The 17328-nt window shown below is 46.8% G+C and carries 15 protein-coding genes; 5 read left to right on the top strand and 10 right to left on the bottom strand.

Annotated elements, in window-relative coordinates; translation table 11 throughout:
- Positions 1-17: 17 nt before the first annotated feature.
- Positions 18-1196: a YheC/YheD family protein gene (locus tag EC604_RS28695; RefSeq protein ID WP_123067373.1), complete on the top strand. Its 1179-nt coding sequence runs from the start codon at positions 18-20 to the stop codon at positions 1194-1196.
- Positions 1197-1365: 169 nt separating this feature from the next.
- Here EC604_RS28695 and EC604_RS28690 read toward each other — a convergent pair whose 3' ends face one another.
- From EC604_RS28690 to EC604_RS28650, 9 genes are all read right to left on the bottom strand, one after another.
- Positions 1366-3276: an alginate lyase family protein gene (locus EC604_RS28690; RefSeq protein ID WP_123067372.1), complete on the bottom strand. Its 1911-nt coding sequence runs from the start codon at positions 3274-3276 to the stop codon at positions 1366-1368.
- On the bottom strand, positions 3273-3608 hold the full coding sequence (locus EC604_RS28685) for a cupin domain-containing protein (protein WP_123067371.1): 336 nt from the start codon (positions 3606-3608) through the stop codon (positions 3273-3275). The genes EC604_RS28690 and EC604_RS28685 overlap by 4 nt, the downstream gene beginning before the upstream one ends.
- Positions 3609-3863: 255 nt before the next feature.
- Complete coding sequence (locus tag EC604_RS28680; protein WP_123067370.1) at positions 3864-5264, bottom strand: ABC transporter substrate-binding protein; 1401 nt, start codon at positions 5262-5264, stop codon at positions 3864-3866.
- Positions 5265-5393: 129 nt separating this feature from the next.
- Positions 5394-7001, bottom strand: coding sequence for a response regulator (locus tag EC604_RS28675; RefSeq protein WP_123067369.1), 1608 nt, complete (start codon positions 6999-7001; stop codon positions 5394-5396).
- 14 nt (positions 7002-7015) lie between these two features.
- The gene (locus EC604_RS28670) at positions 7016-8761 is read right to left on the bottom strand and encodes a sensor histidine kinase (RefSeq protein WP_123067368.1); all 1746 of its coding nucleotides are present in this window, start codon (positions 8759-8761) and stop codon (positions 7016-7018) included.
- Positions 8762-8877: 116 nt separating this feature from the next.
- Complete coding sequence (locus EC604_RS28665; protein WP_123067367.1) at positions 8878-9759, bottom strand: carbohydrate ABC transporter permease; 882 nt, start codon at positions 9757-9759, stop codon at positions 8878-8880.
- A 22-nt stretch (positions 9760-9781) separates the two neighbouring features.
- Complete coding sequence (locus EC604_RS28660) at positions 9782-10672, bottom strand: carbohydrate ABC transporter permease (protein WP_123067366.1); 891 nt, start codon at positions 10670-10672, stop codon at positions 9782-9784.
- Between the two features lie 288 nt (positions 10673-10960).
- Positions 10961-11647, bottom strand: coding sequence for an HAD family hydrolase (locus tag EC604_RS28655; protein ID WP_123067365.1), 687 nt, complete (start codon positions 11645-11647; stop codon positions 10961-10963).
- 29 nt (positions 11648-11676) lie between these two features.
- Positions 11677-12657 (bottom strand): Gfo/Idh/MocA family protein, encoded by a 981-nt coding sequence (locus EC604_RS28650; RefSeq protein WP_123067364.1) that lies wholly within the window; start codon positions 12655-12657, stop codon positions 11677-11679.
- A 282-nt stretch (positions 12658-12939) separates the two neighbouring features.
- Between EC604_RS28650 and EC604_RS28645 the strand changes: the two genes are divergently transcribed.
- The 4 genes from EC604_RS28645 (at position 12940) to EC604_RS28630 (ending at position 16547) form a co-directional block, all read left to right on the top strand.
- The gene (locus tag EC604_RS28645; protein ID WP_123067363.1) at positions 12940-14577 is read left to right on the top strand and encodes a thiamine pyrophosphate-binding protein; all 1638 of its coding nucleotides are present in this window, start codon (positions 12940-12942) and stop codon (positions 14575-14577) included.
- A 12-nt stretch (positions 14578-14589) separates the two neighbouring features.
- On the top strand, positions 14590-14958 hold the full coding sequence (locus EC604_RS28640) for a carboxymuconolactone decarboxylase family protein (RefSeq protein WP_123067362.1): 369 nt from the start codon (positions 14590-14592) through the stop codon (positions 14956-14958).
- A gap of 193 nt (positions 14959-15151) precedes the next feature.
- Positions 15152-15493 carry a hypothetical protein gene (locus EC604_RS28635; protein WP_123067361.1) on the top strand — a complete coding sequence of 114 codons (342 nt, stop codon included), beginning with the start codon at positions 15152-15154 and terminating at the stop codon, positions 15491-15493.
- Between the two features lie 61 nt (positions 15494-15554).
- Positions 15555-16547, top strand: a complete 993-nt coding sequence (locus EC604_RS28630) for a 3-oxoacyl-[acyl-carrier-protein] synthase III C-terminal domain-containing protein (protein WP_123067360.1) — start codon at positions 15555-15557, stop codon at positions 16545-16547.
- A 246-nt stretch (positions 16548-16793) separates the two neighbouring features.
- On the opposite strand, the gene EC604_RS28625 is transcribed toward EC604_RS28630, so the two are convergent.
- Positions 16794-17328: calcium-binding protein (locus tag EC604_RS28625; protein WP_192895175.1), on the bottom strand; the 535-nt coding region annotated here is incomplete at its 5' end.

Raw genomic sequence — 17328 nt, 5'->3', positions numbered from 1 at the left:
AAAGAAGGTGATTGTTTGTGTCCTCACCTGTTCTGGGCATTATGACATTGTATCTGAATGAACACCGCGCTCTGGAAGAACGAAGCATCTACCGCCGAATGATTCTGGAAGGGCGCAAACGGGGACTTGATATTTATGTATTTACGCCTGCTGATGTCCATTCCGGCGGCAGGCAGATCGAAGCGATGGTGTATGACGAAAAGAATGGCTGGTCCAGGGAATGGCGCGCATTCCCGGATCTGATTTTTGACCGGTGTCGCATTCAGCGAAACCACCGTTTCCAGCAGCTCCTTGCCTTTCGTGAAAAATACGGACACCTGCTCTTTCTGAACCGGCCTTTACGCAATAAATGGACCATTCATCAAACCCTTTCCGAGCAATCCGCCTTCCGGCAACATTTGCCGGAAACGATTTTATTTCAGGACATGTCCGATGTGAACCGAATGCTCAAGGCTTCCCCGTTGATCTATCTGAAACCAATCAACGGCACGGGCGGACGCGGCATTCTGCGCGTAGAACGCAGCAGCAAGGAACCCAGTACAGTACTCGTTCAAGGCCGCGATCAGAAACGCCGCATTATTACACCGCGCAAGGTTCATCTATCTAGGCTCGGCCCCTTGCTTCAGCACTGGAACATGAAAGATAAATATCTGGTGCAGAAGGGGATTCAGCTCCAGCTTCCTAACGGCAGGGTACATGACTACCGTATGCTGGTTCAGAAAAACGGAGAAGGTGAATGGGAACTCACAGGATGTGCAGGACGAATGGGCGCCGAGAAAAGTGTAACCTCGAACCTTCATGGAGGCGGGCAGGCCATAGCCATGCAGCGATTGATGAAGCAATGGATTCCCGAAGAAGAACTGCGAGAAGAAGTGACAGCAACGGCAGCAAAATTTGGCATTGATGTAGCTTCGTTCCTGGAGGATACGTATGGGGATCTATGCGAGCTTGCACTGGATTTGGCAATAGACAAAAGTGGGCAGATCTACCTGCTTGAGGTCAACCCCAAACCTGCCCGTGAAGTTTTTGCCCGAATTGGTGAACGAAACATCTATTATAAAGCGATCACACAGCCGCTGGAATATGCCTTGTGGGTGTACCGCAACCGTCCTGCTCAAACGGTCAGAAAACCCCCTTCACCCAGAACCGCTACTTCTAAAGCAACGAGGCTGAAACGGGGCCGGAGAGTGAAATAAACCAGATCAATGATCCTACAGCGCAGCCTCTAGGCTGGCAGAGTAAAAAGGATTGAAGGTTCAGTAGTACATTGAGCCTTCAATCCTTTTCAGTTCTTCTCCATCCTATCTAGCTGCAAACATGGAGCTTATCATTTTATAAAATTCAGCATATGCAGTTGGGTTCTCACTACTTCCAGTCCACCTGATGCTCGTCGATCACAATCCGGCCTTCTTGACCGCGGTACTCGTAATCCAGCGTGAACTTCATTTGTTCCGGCTCCAGTGCACAGCCTGTAACTTTCACAGCTTCTTCTGTCTCGTCAGCCGGTAGGCCAATGGCCACAACGCCCACTTTGCCAGAAAATTCAGCTTTGCCTTGAACAACAGACGTTTCCGATTTCGAGCCGTAGATTTCAGATACCCAGCCCACCTGTTCTGTCAACTCAAACGTTTCACTGCCCTCCCCCGCCATCAAAAATTTAATGCACAGCTTAGTGGAGGAATCGTCAAATCGAATGCCTGCTCGCTGTTTCGCACAATCTTCCTTGCGCAATACCAGCCTTGCGTCTGGATGCAGATGGAACCGTTGCTCCAACGTGTGTGTCTTCTCAGCATCCAGCCAGTCCACCACCAGCAGTAGTGGCACACTTTTGCCTGCAAGCACCCATCGGCGATGGCTAACTGGATCGGGTAAATGTGTATATCCATCTTGTGAAGCATCCATAAAGTGATAGTTAGCGTGACTCTCATAGCGGTGTGTCGTCGCTTCTGCCTCAGGCTCACCCCATTGCTGAGTGGATACATAAGGTGTCTGATCCGTCCCGTCTATGGTAATCGTATTGTGTGCCCGCGTGCTTTTGAAATAATGACGCCACTGCCCTTCTTCGTACGTATAACGTCCGGTATCCGTAAAGAACAGTCGGTTATTCCACATCCATTCGATGTTCAAAGCATCCGCATGACCGTGAGCACCACCCATAGAAGCTGCATCAAAGAACAGATATTGCTGCTCATCCCTCATCACATAGTATCCGGTCTGTGGAAAAATACGACTTGTCAATGAACGGGATGCACCAGCCTGCAGCCTGACGCACTGCTCATATTTTGCAGCGCCCACCAACCAGAGGCATTCTGAACTGTCAGTCCCGCGAGCCATGAGATCCTCGTCTCCCAGAATCGCACCTAACAGCGTCAACCGCTGCCTTCCGTCACTAAGCCAGTCCGAATCTCCAATGCCTGTCGATTGATGATCAGGTCTGATCATAGCTTCGGTGAATGCGGCCATATTTCGTAAACATTCTCCATACCACGCTGAGAACGGATGTCCCGAAATACCGGCCAGCAGATACGGTGTACCAAACATCTCAATACTTGCGTTATGGTAGTGAGTATTCAATTCGACCTGGATGCCCTCTTCATTCAACTGATGAAGCAAGCACAGCTCCAGCCGTTCAGTGGCCACTTGACGCCAGAATGGACTGCGCGGATGCTCCTTGTAGAAAGCCGCAATCATAAACAAACCCTGCATATGCATTATGGCGTGATTGATCTCCGTACTGCCGAGATAATGCGTCAGGAATTCCGCATGCTCCTCCAGCCCTTGCAGAAATTCAGCCCGAAATGTATCGTCCAACTGCGGGCTGGTTTCCATATATTTGTACGCGGCAATCCAGGATTGCACACGCAGACCTGTTTCAAGCAAACGCCAGGGACCTGGTTTCTGAAAAAAAACAGCCTCATCATATGCCAGATGAACAGGCACCGGATTCTGATCTCTCCATGTACGATAGTGATCAATAAAGGTAGTCACATATAACGGGTTGCCTTTCATCAGATAAGCTTTACCTAAATCAAGCATATGCCAGTGCCTGTTAATCCCCCACGTGAACTCCAGATCATTGGTCGGGTTGTGAAGCCAGTCCACCGGCGTACCAAGCGGAATCCAGTTGGTTAGATCATTCGTATATGGCACAATAAATTCATTCAGAATAGCACGGTTGGCAATCGTCACTGAATTTCGGGCTTCCTCTGGAAAATGCTCTTGATAGTATAAGGCTGCCTGCTGCAGTTCGTCTGCTGAAAGGTAAAAATCACTCATTGGTCTGCCTCAAGAAAATCCTGACGGAACGGCGTAAACACATCCAGTATAATCGCATCTTCCAGCGCCTTTACCCCGTGTGGCACATTCAAACCTGCATAGAAGCTGTCTCCCGCTTTGAGAACCTTCGTCTCCTCGCCTACCTGAACCTCAAAGCTCCCCTTTACAATATAACTGACTTGCTCGTGCGCATCATGGGAGTGAACTTCACCGATCCCACCTTTGGCAAAGGTAACTTCGACCATCATGAGTGTTCCACCCATCCCCAAAATTTTTCGTGAACTTGTTTCGTTAATGATATGTGGTTTTACGGAATTCTGGTCAATAATCATTGGATATTCCCCTCTCCCAGGCAAGATAATTTTAAAAATCTCAGGGCGGGTCTGAAAAGTCCGAAGGACGCAGATTTTGACGAATTTTCGTTCCAAGCAAGGAAGTTTTCCGCAGGCGTGCCGGGGCACGTCAAGGGAAAGTGACGTAGCAGGGGGCGAAAAGGCGGTAAAAGATGCACTTCAGCGAGTTTTAAGACACGCCCTAGTAAAGTGAAGCGACCGAAGTACGAATACGACGGCCGCCATGTTTAGATTTTACTCTTCTTTGGATAGTTTACCTTGAAGCTTGGATGAATCAAACGATGGATCAGCTTCAATTTTAGTTAAGCCAGCCGCTTTGCTTTTCTCAAGTGCTGCATTATACCGCGTGTTCAGATCCTTGATTACGCCATCTAGATCACCACCAGTGAATACATAAGCGGAGAACGCTTCAGCCCATTTCATGCCTTCCAGCGAACTCTCTGTAATCACACTTGGATTGGCAGGGAAGATCGCGTCGTACTTCTTAGGTAAGAAACCCTCGATGCCTGGAATGCTAGGTTTTTTATCCGAGCTGAGTACGGCAGGGATTAAGGAAATACCATACCCTTTTTCATAATACTCACTTTGCAGGTCCGTACTGTAGACATACTCCATGAACTTCCATGCTGCTTCTTTGTTCTTCGAGTCAGCATTGATGCCGATGTAGGAACCACCAATGACTTGTGAAGCCCCTTTAATTGTACCGTCATCTGTTGGCACAGGAGCAGCACCCCAATTTACTTTCGTTGGGAACTGATCTTTGTAAACGCCCGGCTCACCAGAGTGATTGATGTACATCCCGATTTTCCCTTGTGCAAATTGTGCTCTCAGTGGGTCAATATCCAAGCTTTCTACACCCGGAAGCATGCTGCCATCTTGGTTCATCTGACGAAGTGCTTCGGCAATCGACTTGTACATGTTGAAGTCAAACTGACCTGTCTTGTAGTTAAAGCCATCGATACCTTCGTTCGTGCTTGCACCGGCAATCGTGTTCGCCGCTCTCCAGAAACCGCTGCTGCTTTTGAATGGGCTGGCGAAGCCATAGATGCCCTCACTTTTACCTGCTTCGGTAATTTTCTTAGCATCTGCTACCATCTCAGCAATCGTTTTAGGCGGAGAAGCAATACCTGCTTTTTTGAAAATATCTTTATTGTATACCAGTCTCCAGATCTGGCCTGTATTCGGAAGGGTATAAACTTTTCCATCAATCGTATTTTTATTTTCGATCAGGCTGTCCTTGAACGTTGCCTTCATGGCATCACTCATATATCCGTCGATTGGTGCAAGGTACCCCTTTTGATAATACGTTTGGAAATCGTCGATTTGAAACACATCAGGAGCTTGTTTACTCGCAAAAGCGATATCAACGGCCTGCGGATAATTATCACCCATGACGGTCATTTCCACTTCAATGTTATCTTTGTTGGTCTGGTTGAAATGATCAATCTTGGATTTCATAAAATCAGCATCGTGTCGATCCGGGGTCCAATAGACCACTTTCGTTTTGCCACTGCTCTGTTCTCCGCCGCCAGCTGCAGCCCCGCTGCCTGTTGTCGTTCCATTGTCTGTCGAACAACCAGCTACCGTTAATGCAAGCACAGCACTTAGTGTAGTCACCATCCATTTCTTAACCATTGAAATGCCCCCTTATGCTTGTCTGGACAACCTGTTTGGTTCCCCGTTAACGTAATGATATACGTTCCACTTCTATCGAAGTGAGGGACATTCTGACTATGCAAGGTGGGAAAAATGACGATCTCTGTCTTATCCGTTTTCATACATCTGCCGAAAATGTGTAGGGGTCATACCACAATACTTCTTGAAGAGGCCGCTGAAATATGGTCTGTCCTCATACCCCAGCATCTGACATATTTCCTGTACCTGCACACCCGCAACCAGCAGTTCCTTCGCCTTTTCCATTCTTAACTTCGTAATATACTGAATAAGGGTCATACCCGTTTCCTTCTTGAACGCATTCGCAAAATAACTTGGACTTAAGTGAACCGACTGGGCACAAGTTTGCAATGTGAGATTTTCGGACAGATTCATGCTGATAAACTCTTGGGATTTGCTGATGGCCTGTTTGACATCCGTCAGCCTTTTCTTATCCATGATCTCGCAGCCCATACTGCTGAAATGCTTGATGTAAGCTCCCCAGCCGTCAAACGTCAACGAACGCATCGCTTCGAGCACGGTCAGGTCTGCTTCCAGACGAAGGCGTTCTTCTTCTGTGATCTCGTCACAGAACGCCCGGTAAATCGCAAATGCGAGTCCTGACAACAGACGGATCATCGTCAGTGGCTCGGGAAAACCTTTGGCGTTCTGCCAGACTTCCAAAATATCATCGATAATTCGGTGACAAGAACTTTCATTGCCGCATTTCAATGCGTAAAATAGCTCCTTTTCCTTTTCCAAAGGATAGACGGGAGCCACAGCATCCTGATTCTCCAGTTCTGCATACTGGAAAATGCAGTTTCCTTCACTGTAAAAACGATAGGATATCGCCTTGTCCGCATTGGCATAAGATATCCAGATTTCCTGCGGTCTGCGGGCGATCGTTCCGACTCCAATGGAAATAGTCTTTTTGCTATATTGCTCCACATTGTGGCGGCATTGCTCCATGAGATCGGATACATCAATCTGGTCGGATGTATTAAATATAGCGGCCAGCCGGTAACGATTTTCACGCAGTACAACGCTTCTTGTATACCGATTCAACGTTTCGCTGACGATATTCTGAACTGCAAACGGAACGATCTCTGCATCTAGGTGCATTGTCGACCCGTAGCGTGTATAGCCATCAACCTCAATGACCAAGACATTAAGGTTGGAGGAATCCAGCTCAATGTCAAGCTCATCCCACCGGCTTTCATTCAAATACCCACCAATCTCATGACGAAGCAGACCCAGAAGATAACTGTGACGTTCGTACTCACTGCTGCTAACCGCTTTCTGTTTCAGCTTTTGAAGTTGCTGCGACTTCGCCTGTTCGCTCTCAATAACCTGTCTTACTTTTAGCACCGCACCCAAAATCTCCTCAGGCGTAAACGGTTTGAGCAGATAATCGAAGGCTCCGAGCTTGATTGCTTCCTGAGCATATTGAAAATCGGAGTATCCACTAATAAAAATAAACTTGGATCGCAGTCCAGCATCCATTGCCCGCTTCATGAGTTCGAGTCCGCTGAGCCGGGGCATTTTGATATCCGTAATGACAATGTCTGGCTGCTGTTCGGCCAGAAGCGACCAGCCTTGCTCTCCATTGTTCGCTGTGCCCACAATCCGAACCTCGTGTTCCTCCCACGGAATAGTGGAAGTGATGCCCTTGACCACAGCCTGAATATCATCCATAACACACATCGTCAGTTGCTCCATACGTACGCTCCCTCCTAGCGAATCGGAATGGTGATGACCACGGTAGTCCCCACGTTTATTTCACTATGGAATACAAGCGAAGCTTGCTCACCATACTGCAGATTTAATCGGTCAACCAGATTGGATATAGCATATCCTTTCCGATTGCCCTCTGTTGCTTCTTCCGCATTCATTTTCGCTACATCCATACCACATCCGTTGTCCGTGACCGCAAGTCGGAGTGTATCTTCATGCAGGTCAATGCGGATGAGAATGTCTCCCAGATCTTCCTTATCATTAAATCCATGGAGGATCGAATTTTCCACCAGAGGCTGGAGCAAAATTTTCAAAATTTCAATTCCCTTGCAGGACTCCTGTGCCTCAATCCGGTATTCAAACAAGTCTTCGTAACATTGCTGCTGTAACTGCATATACTGCTCGACGTGTTTGATCTCTTGCTCTACGGTGGTTATGTCTTTTCCATCATTCAACCCGAGTCTGAACAGCAGAGAAAGAGAGACAATCATGGCGCTGACATCCTTCTTCTCCCCGCTTTCGCTTTTCCAGAACATCGTATTTAACGTGTTGTACAGAAAATGAGGATCAACCTGGGCTTGAAGCGCCTTCACTTCCAGCCGCCGCTTGTCCTGTTCCGTGGCTCGCACCTCTTCAAACAAAATCTGAATCTGCTCCAACATCCGGTTAAAACGATGTCCTACGGCACTGACCTCATCGTCATATTTGCTGCGAAACCGGACGTCCAGGTCATTGTACTCCACCTCAACCATGAGCCGCCGCAGTTTGTTCAGCGGTTTCAGGAGAGCAGAGGATAACAGGTCGGACAACGCAAGCGCAAGCAAGATACAGAACAGCATAATCAGAATGACCAGCCAGCGAATTTTCTTCAGCGGGGATAACAAATCTGCCTTGGACTGAACACTGACCATAACCCAGTCCTCGTTCATCGATAGAGCCGAGTAATTCACCAGCATATCCTGCCCCTGTCCGTTCGTATAGGTGAAGTCACCCACTCCACGATTTAATCGCTGTGCAAATCCGGGTTCTGTCACCAGATTAAATGTCCCCGAACCTGGACGGATGACCTCACTACCGTTTTTATGAAGCAAAAACAATTGCACCTGACTGTTCATCAGATCCTGATTTAATATATCTCGCATCGCGGCTTCCCTCATGTTAACGACCATGTATACCTCCGAGAAGGTGTGGTTGTCGATCACAATCGGTTTGAGCAGCAGTGACAACACATTACCCCGGGATTGGAATAAGGCACTGGCGTGTGAACCGAACCACATCGTATTCCAGCCTGGCTTTTTGACAACCTCTCCATATTCGTTATCAAACGCCGCACTCTGATTAGGAAAATCCTTCGTCGAGAAAAAATTGCCGATCGGTGTCTTCAAATATGCGGTATCAATCAGCGGTTCTACCAGCTTCAACTGCGCAAAAGTTGTCTGGAGCAGAGAGAGATTCTGATAATAACGACCATCATTGTGATTACGCACATCCTGCATCACCTGTGTGAATGTGTCACCCAGCATGAACGAGTAGGATGAAACGACGATATGACGCAGATGCTCGTCCATCACCTGTACGGACTTGTTCAGAATGCTCTTCTTTAATTCAAGAGCGTTCCGCTCTATGCTTTTGGCAGCGAAGAGATAAGAGCATATGCCCGTCACACTGATACACAAAACAACGAGAAAAATGTAGATGAGCTGTATCCGTTTTTTCAGAGACATTTTGTAGAAATATGACATCATAGGCGGTCGCTCCTTGAACAAGGGCTGGCCCTGTCCGCTGTAATTAAAAAGAGTATAGCACAGCGGAATCTGCCCGGAATACCGTTCCCCGAAATCTCTTCCTCAGCTTTACCGTCCTAACCTTTGACAGCACCAAGCGTAACTTGCATGAATGATTTATTCGCAAAAATGTATACAACGAGCAGTGGCAAAATGGACAGACAAGCTCCGGCCATCATTAATTGAACCTCAGCTGCAGCCCCGATCCCGTAACGAAGGTTCGCCAGACCAACCGGCAAGGTTTGCAACTTGGGATTGCTCATCGTAAATACGAACGGAAGAATATATTCATTCCATGAGTTCTGGAAAACACCCAATCCCGCAACAGCCAGACCTGGACGCAGCAGTGGCAGGATAATCCGCCAATAGGTTGTAAAGAAGTTACAGCCATCAATCATCGCAGCCTCATCCAATTCACGGGGGATACTCTTAAAGAACCCTACGAGAATAAAATAGGTGGCCGCATGGGCACTGATTAATATGATGATGACACCCCACAGCGAATTGTTCAGACCCAGCTTGACCATGAGATCAAATTGTGGTCTAAGTACTACGGCACCAATCGAAATAAACAATGTGGATGCCATGAGCAGGGTATACGCTTTTTTGCCTTTAAAATTCACCCGATCCACCGCATAAGCTGCCATGGACGATACGAGCAGTGTTCCTACTGTTGTGGCAATACTTACAAAGATGCTGTTCAGCGTAAATCCGGAAAAATTCGCCGTCTTCCAAGCTTGGCTGTAGTTCGTGAATTGCCATATCTTAGGCCAGATCGTTGCTCCTCCGGTAAGTTCCTGGTTCGTTTTGAACGATCCTAATAACACGAGGATGATCGGAAACAGGGACAAGATCGCAATGATCAGCAGAAATATAAAGAGGATGGTTCGCTTCGTCCACCGAGTCCAGCGGAATGAACTTGAGTTCGAAGATGCAGGTGTAAGTACGGTTTGAGTCATCATCGTTTCCTCCTGTCCATCATTAGTAAACATCATTTAGCTTTTTGGAAATCTGGAAATAAATGAGCGTCACTACCCCTACAATGAGAGCTGTTGTGAATCCGACTGCACTTCCGTAACCGAGCTGTTGCAAGGATTGTGTGTCCGCCGAAACAGGGAACAACAGTTTGAACAGGTACAGATACATGACCTCTGTTTTGCCATAAGGCCCACCCTCGGTTAATACCATAATGCTCTCGTACCCTTTAAGTGCTGTGGTGATGGCGAGCATAATAATCATCTGCATCACAGGTCCGAGTAGCGGAATCGTTACATTGCGCAATTTTTGGAACTCGCTCGCTCCATCCAGTGATGCTGCCTCATACAGCTCCTCCGGAATGCTTTGCAGACCTGCAATGAACAACAACATGTAGTTTCCGACAGCACCCCAGATGGCGATAATGATCGTTGTCAGCATGGCATGATTCGCATCCAGCCAACCAATTGGCGAGGATATGATGTGATACTTGAGCAGCAGTTGATTCAGAATGCCGTTATATGAATTGAAAATGATGAAGAAAACAATCGCCATAACAGATGCACTAAAAATCGTTGGAAGATAAAAGACCGCCCTAAACAAGGAGCGTCCACGCCACTTTCGATTCAGGATAATCGCCAGAATCAGGGACAGCGGAATCGTAATGACGAGTTTACCGAGTGCGTATATCCCCGTATTTTTGACCGAATCCCAGAACTGTCCATCACGCATAATCCGTGCAAAGTTATCAAGTCCAATGAAGATCGGCTTGCCGATTCCCTGATAATCATAAAACATGTAACGCAGAGCCCATAACAACGGATAGATTCCGAATACCAGTGTGAGAAAGAGACTTGGGATGATGAAGATGTAGGCGTTCAGTTTGGATGGTTTCATCAGAATCAGACCCCCTATAGCTTTTGAATGAAAGTATAGAGGGATTTACATCATATGCGGGATAGGGAAATCAACTTTCTGCAGGGGAGAATGTGACTGCGTGCTAAAAGCAAAAAAACCTGCATAGGCGCAAAAAACGCCCATACAGGTACGTGGAAAAGAGCTGAAAATCTTTGATTTAGCTGTTGTTTATGCACTGTTTTACTGACAATCAGACATACCCTGCGCAGGTCAGACAGTTTTGTGTTTGTCAGCGGGTGTTGCCATGATCATGCAGCGTTAAAACACTTATTCTGCTTCTTCATATAGACGGAGCAAATCCGTGAAATCCGAGATCAGTGCATCTGATCCGGCAAGTTCTTCATCCCTGCCAAATCCGGCATAAGCACAGCCAATGACGGCCTGGTTGTTCATTTTGCCCGCTTCGACGTCCGAAGAACGATCGCCTACCATCCATGCGTCCTGAATCCGGTGTTTCTGCAGCAGAATCTGTACCAAATTAATTTTGGAAGGTGTCTTGTACTGACCCGCACTATATACCCCTTCAAATAGCGGCATGATTTCGTGTGCGAACGCAACCCCCTTGACATAATCCTCAAGCCCATTGCTGGCAACAAACAGACGAATGCCTTGGGCTTTTAGTGCTGTCAATGTTTCTTTCACACCGGGATACAGTTTGGAGTCGCCTCCATCGAGTCCTTCGATCTCAAGCTGCAGCAATAATTCATCTGCACGACGATGAGCCGCTTCCGATGCTTCAGGCATAACGACTTTCCAGATATCTTCAAGCAACATGCCCAGACTTCCAAGCATCCGCTCTTCTGGCGGAGTATCTCCTTCAAAGTGCCCCTCTGCACGCAACGTATCAAATAACTGATGATACGCAGGCAAAAGCAAGGTCTCTGTCTGAAACAACGTGCCATCCATATCAAAAATCATCGCTTCCGGTTTACGTAAACCCGCTTTATTAGTCATATGCAAAATTCCTTTCGGAGTGAAATCGGTCAAATTGTAGATGAAATACTGTTCCGAAGCGCTTCAAGCACTTGTTGTGCCTCGTACCCATCGTGAAACGAATAAATCCTGCCAGGTTTGTCCTGAATACGGGCAATAACATGTTTCAACACAGGCAGTTCGCTGGATGATTCCAGCACTTCCACAGGGGACAACGGTTGCCCGATCTTCCCGGTCATAAGTTCCTCCCAATTTTCCAGTGCAATGGTGCCTTCAGTGCCATATACAACCATGGACACACGCTCCTCGCCAGCAAAATGAGAAATTCCTTGCAGATGAACACGAGTTCCGTCCTGTATTTCAAGCACAGCCTGCACTTCCTGCTCACAAGCATTCGGTTGATCGGCCGGATAAGTCACTTGAGCACTCAGTACGCGTAGCCGCCCGAATACATTCTGGATCATATGAATCCAGTGAATGCCAACTTCGAGAATGAATCCTCCCTGATCCCTGCCTGTGATCCATTCATTTTGCTGCCATGATCGTGGCCACTGCGGGAACTGCAGGATCAAGTCGATCTTGCGAATGTCACCCACTGCCTGTTGTTTAACCATCTCTTGCAGCTTCAACACTGCTGACTCATGCGGCATCGAAAAATGAACGGCGTGAACCACACCAGCTTGCTCTGCAGCTTCGACCATTTTGCGTGCCTCTTCTAAACTGTTGGCGAGCGGCTTCTCACAGAACACATGAATTCGGCGTTCCAGCGCTTCCATAACCACCGAATAATGATATTTTGGCGGTACAGCAATGTACACGAGATCAATCTGCCGCTCATCCAGCAGTTGCTTGTAATCACGATATGTTTTCACTGTTGAATGGGTTGCTGCAAAGGCCTGCAAGCCTTGTTCGTTCGCATCACACACCGCAGTAATCTCCACGGGAATATCCATTTGCGTATTCTCCACTTGATGAATCATATGTAAACCCATCTTACCCAGGCCGATTACAGCCATTTTCAATGATGTCATTACATTCCCTCCAATTCATTTTCAGTATAGCAGAAATCGTGCATGAAGACCGTTGACCATGCATCGCGTTAACCTATCACTGCTTCATCACGCCAATACGCATAGGTAAATAGCCTCGGGTCATTGGAATCAGGAAAAGGATTGACAAAAAACCACAAAAAAAGATACCATTTCTAATACCAAGCAATTCTTCCTCTTACAACCTTAGACAAATACCAACATGTACAATCGGATAAGCAGCCTAGTTCTAAAAACCTACTACTTGAAACGAGGTGTCCACGCGTGAGAACTGTTGCGGACTATTTAGCAGAAACGTTGCGCAATCTGGGTGTCACTCATGTATTTGGTATTATCGGAAAATCCATCTGTCCCGCTCTTCTCAAAATGGTAGATTACGGTTTAGAGTTTATCCCTGGTCGTCACGAAGCCAGTTCAGGCTTTGCCGCATCAGGTTACGCATTACAGACAGGCCGCTTGGGTGTCGCTTTTGCCACCTCTGGTCCTGGAGGAACCAATATGCTCACCGCAGCGGCCCATGCCAAAGCGAACAATCTTCCCGTTTTATTCCTTACCGGTCATCAATCCATTCAGGAACTGGGCATCCCCCAGTGTCAGGACTCCTCTTCTTATTTGGCCGATCTGGCCGAAATGTTCAAACCTGCAACACTGTTCAGCAAACTGGTCGAACGTGGAGATCACTTCGGGACCATTTTAAATCATGCCCTTTCTATTGCACTCGGCCCAAACAAAGGTCCTGTCCATCTCTGCCTTCCTTTTGACGTACAAACAGAGCAACTTCCAGCGTGTCGCATCGTTATTCCTGAACCTGAGCCATTGCTCAGCATCTCTAGTTTGAATCGAATGCAGCCTTTAATCCATCAAGCCGAGCGTCCGCTAATCATTGCAGGTAAAGGTGTAACTCGTTCCGGGGCGCATGAGGAATTAAGGCAACTGGCCGAAACGTTTAATATTCCAGTCGTGACAACTCCCGGCGGTAAAGGAGCCATCACTTGGGATCACCCCTTATATCATGGCCCCTGTGGTGTTGGCGGATTCCCACACGGCGACGAGATGTTGAATCAAAGTGATTTATATATTGTTCTCGGCTCCAGACTGAGCGATATGACGCTCTGTAATCTCAAGCCGCATAATCATCCGGCACAGCTGATTCAAATCGATACCGATCCCACTTTCGTAGGCAAAATTCTTCAATCTCAGACCTTACATATAACAGGCGATGTCAAAGACAATCTGCAATACCTGCTCAGCACCTTGCCATCTTCTCTTACATCCGCTTCTAAAGGTGCCTTCGAGTCCTTTGAATATCAATCCCCATTACCGGATCTGCCGCATCTGTCACTTGCTTCCGTGCTCGATCAGATGAGCGAACTGCTTCCCTATGACCACAAACTATTTGTTGATGATGGAAGCCACGGATTTCATGCTGTTCAGCGTTACAAAGTGAGGAAACCCGGCAGTTTCATATTCGATGCCTACTTTGCCTGCATGGGGAATGCCATTGGCATGGCTATTGGCGCCAAAGCCGCTTCACCCGATGAGACGGTTGTGTGCATCACAGGAGACGGATGTTTTATGATGCTGGGCACAGAAATCAATACAGCTGTATGCAAGGATCTTCCTGTCATTTTTATCGTTGTCAACAACAAACAACTGGATATGGCTCTGAAAGGTATGGAAAAAACGACGGGACGCATCGATGGCACACTCTTTGAGGTTCCCATGAATGCAGTCAAATTTGCCGAATCATTGGGGGCTGCGGCTTTCCGTGCAGAAACGTTACCACAGTTCTCTGCCGCACTGGAGGCAGCTTTGGAATTAAATCAAGTCGCTGTCATTGAGCTGTTGACTGATCGGGACGAGATCCCGCCAACCGCTCATCGGGTTGTCAATTTGGATTAGGAGGCACGAGTCATGAGTGAACAAGTGACACAAGGGTTAGATCGTTTTGCCAAACTTTCCGGGGAGTATGGTGCGAAGGCACTTGCCCCAATTAAGGAGCATTTTCCCGAACTAGCCGAATTTATTATGGGAACAGCATATGGTGATATTTTTCAGCGGACAACCATCACAGAACAGTGGAAAGAAGTCGCCATTATTTCGTCATTAATTACACAGGGACAATTCGAACAGCTTGGTGTGCATTATGCTATGGCCTTAAGTGTGGGTATTACTGTGGATGAGCTTAAGGGAGTACTTCTTCATCTGGCACCCTGTGTGGGCGCTCCACGTATTATCAGTGCATTTAATGTATTGCTGGCCGCGCTTGAGGAAATCCAGTAATTCAACGTTCTACATTTTTATACATCATTCGACTTTTTTATTGATCTTTTTACATTATTACCTTTATAATATGGGTAAATTATCCTTCCAGCCTTACAACTTGGTAACGCTCAATTTAGGGGCTTATGGACTGCTCCATTCATTCCATAGAGGATAGCTTTCACTCATGTTTACAAAGGAGAGAGAACGCGTAATGGGAAAGTTTAATCTAAAAACGGATGCTTCAAACAAGGTGTTGCACATTGAATTGGAAGGTTCTTTTTCTCAAGAGGATGGTCTTCGTTCAATTTCGGCTTATCAGGATACGATTTCTACCATCAACACCAAGGAGTTTAACCTGGATATTGACTGCAAAAAACTGAACGTTACTGCCCCTGAGATTGTACCTCTCCTGGAGGGATGCCTGGCCATGTTCAAAAAGGACGAATACAAAAAAGTGGTGTTAACCTTGGAGAACAATGCCATTTTGAAAATGCAGCTTGCCAGACTTGGTCGGACGGTAGGGCTGGACAATCTCGAAATTATTTCGGCGTAACTCCCTGATTGTATGATGCTTTAATGACAGCTCTGCCTTTCCACTTAAGAGGAGGATTACGATGGCTGGAATTCGTATTGTAGATATCGATATGTATCACCCTGAAACCAAGGTGCACAACGATTTTTATATTGAGCATTTTGATGCCAGAGGGGTCGATATTCGTGGTTTGTTAAAAGCACTCGGGCGTGAGTCACGTTACAAAATTGATCGGGATGACGAAAATTCACTGACCATGGCGTACGAGGCAACCCGAAAGCTACTCGCTAAAACCGGATTAACCGGACAAGATATCGACTTGATTGCATATGCAAGCCAAACACCGGAATATATTTTCCCTACGAATTCCTTAATGATTCATCATCTGATCAGCGGAGCAGCCCACACCATCTGTATTGATAGCAATGCCAACTGTGCAGGCATGACCGCAGCTTTTGAACAGGTCAGTCGGCAGATGCTTGGTAATCCAAGGATCAAGCGTGCGCTGATTATCGGTTCAGACTATGTCACTCCTCATGCCAGTCCAGATGATCCGGTTTATTTTGCAAATTTCGGGGATGCGGCTGCAGCCGTAATTGTAGAACGGGATGAACATGCCGTTGGATTTATCGATTCGATCTATCAGACGGATACCTGTGTATATCAAAATTCACTCTTTCCAGCCGAAGGACTCGCAAAACTTGGAAGTACCGGTGTTGATGCAGGAGCTTTTCATGTGAAGTTCACACCGTTTGACGATTCAATCTGTGTCGATGCTGCTTCAGAATCTATTCGAACCTTGTTGACGCGGAATGAAATTACACCGGATGAGATCAAAGTCGCCTGTTTCTCTCAGCTGTCGATTGCCAACATCCGAGCCGTATCCGAAAACATCGGTATTGCTGATAACATTGCTGTATACATTGGCGACGAATTTGGTTACACCTCAACTAGCAGCCCCTTTATAGCCATGCATCGAGCCATTAGCTCCGGGAAGTTACAGCGCGGTGACAAAGTGTTGTTCTGGACCGTTGGGGCTGGGTGGCAAAATGTTGCCATGGTCGTGGAATACTAAGAACAAGAACACTTCTACAAACTTATATGTTCAATCTGCAGGACGACCTTGAGGAGCATTCCTTCATTCATCGTCCTTTTTTTGATTTTATTTTTTCAATCTAATTGTACCTAAACATAAAAAGCAGCCCACTTGGACTGCCTTTTATCTCTTTCGCTACATATTTACCTGGCTCATCGTCAAAATATTTTCTTCGTTTCCCGATCATTGAGGTTGTCTGTTATATGGATTCTGACAAGAGATGGTTTAGATTTTTGTCCAAGATTGAGCCAACATTGGAAGCTCAGCATATCTTTTTCCACTTTCAGATTGCGACAACTCCATATCCGAAGTAGCTGAGAACGTTGACATCGCTTGGATGAGTTGTTCTGTCTGAGTCGAAACTGCCGCTAGATCAGGTACTTTTTTTCCGTCATTAAGTGAATCACTTTTCAAAAGGGCTCTGTTCTTTACTGTAACTTCCGTGATTACTTTCGATTCCAGTTGGCTTTGAGTCCATATCGTCCCGTCTGCAAACTTCACCTGTTCTACTTTGGAGTATGGATCTCGAAAGTAGGCGTTTACCCGGATCTTTTCTCCCGTCTCTTTGATGCGAATCATCAGATCCATGTTGTCTTGCATCACATCCACTTCCTCTGGACCAACGAGCATTTGAATGGTGTCCATATTGCCTGCTTTACTATCCCAGTCATAGACCGTATCTTGTCCGTAACCCTTCCCAAAAACATATGTGTCATTTCCGTTAGAACTCGAGCCTGAGCTCCCGCTAAGTCGATCCCCA

Source organism: Paenibacillus amylolyticus (genome assembly GCF_003719335.1).
In the GTDB taxonomy this organism is placed as follows: domain Bacteria; phylum Bacillota; class Bacilli; order Paenibacillales; family Paenibacillaceae; genus Paenibacillus; species Paenibacillus amylolyticus_D.
Note: the sequence above shows the minus strand (reverse complement) of the source record. Positions and strands in the feature narration are given on the sequence as shown.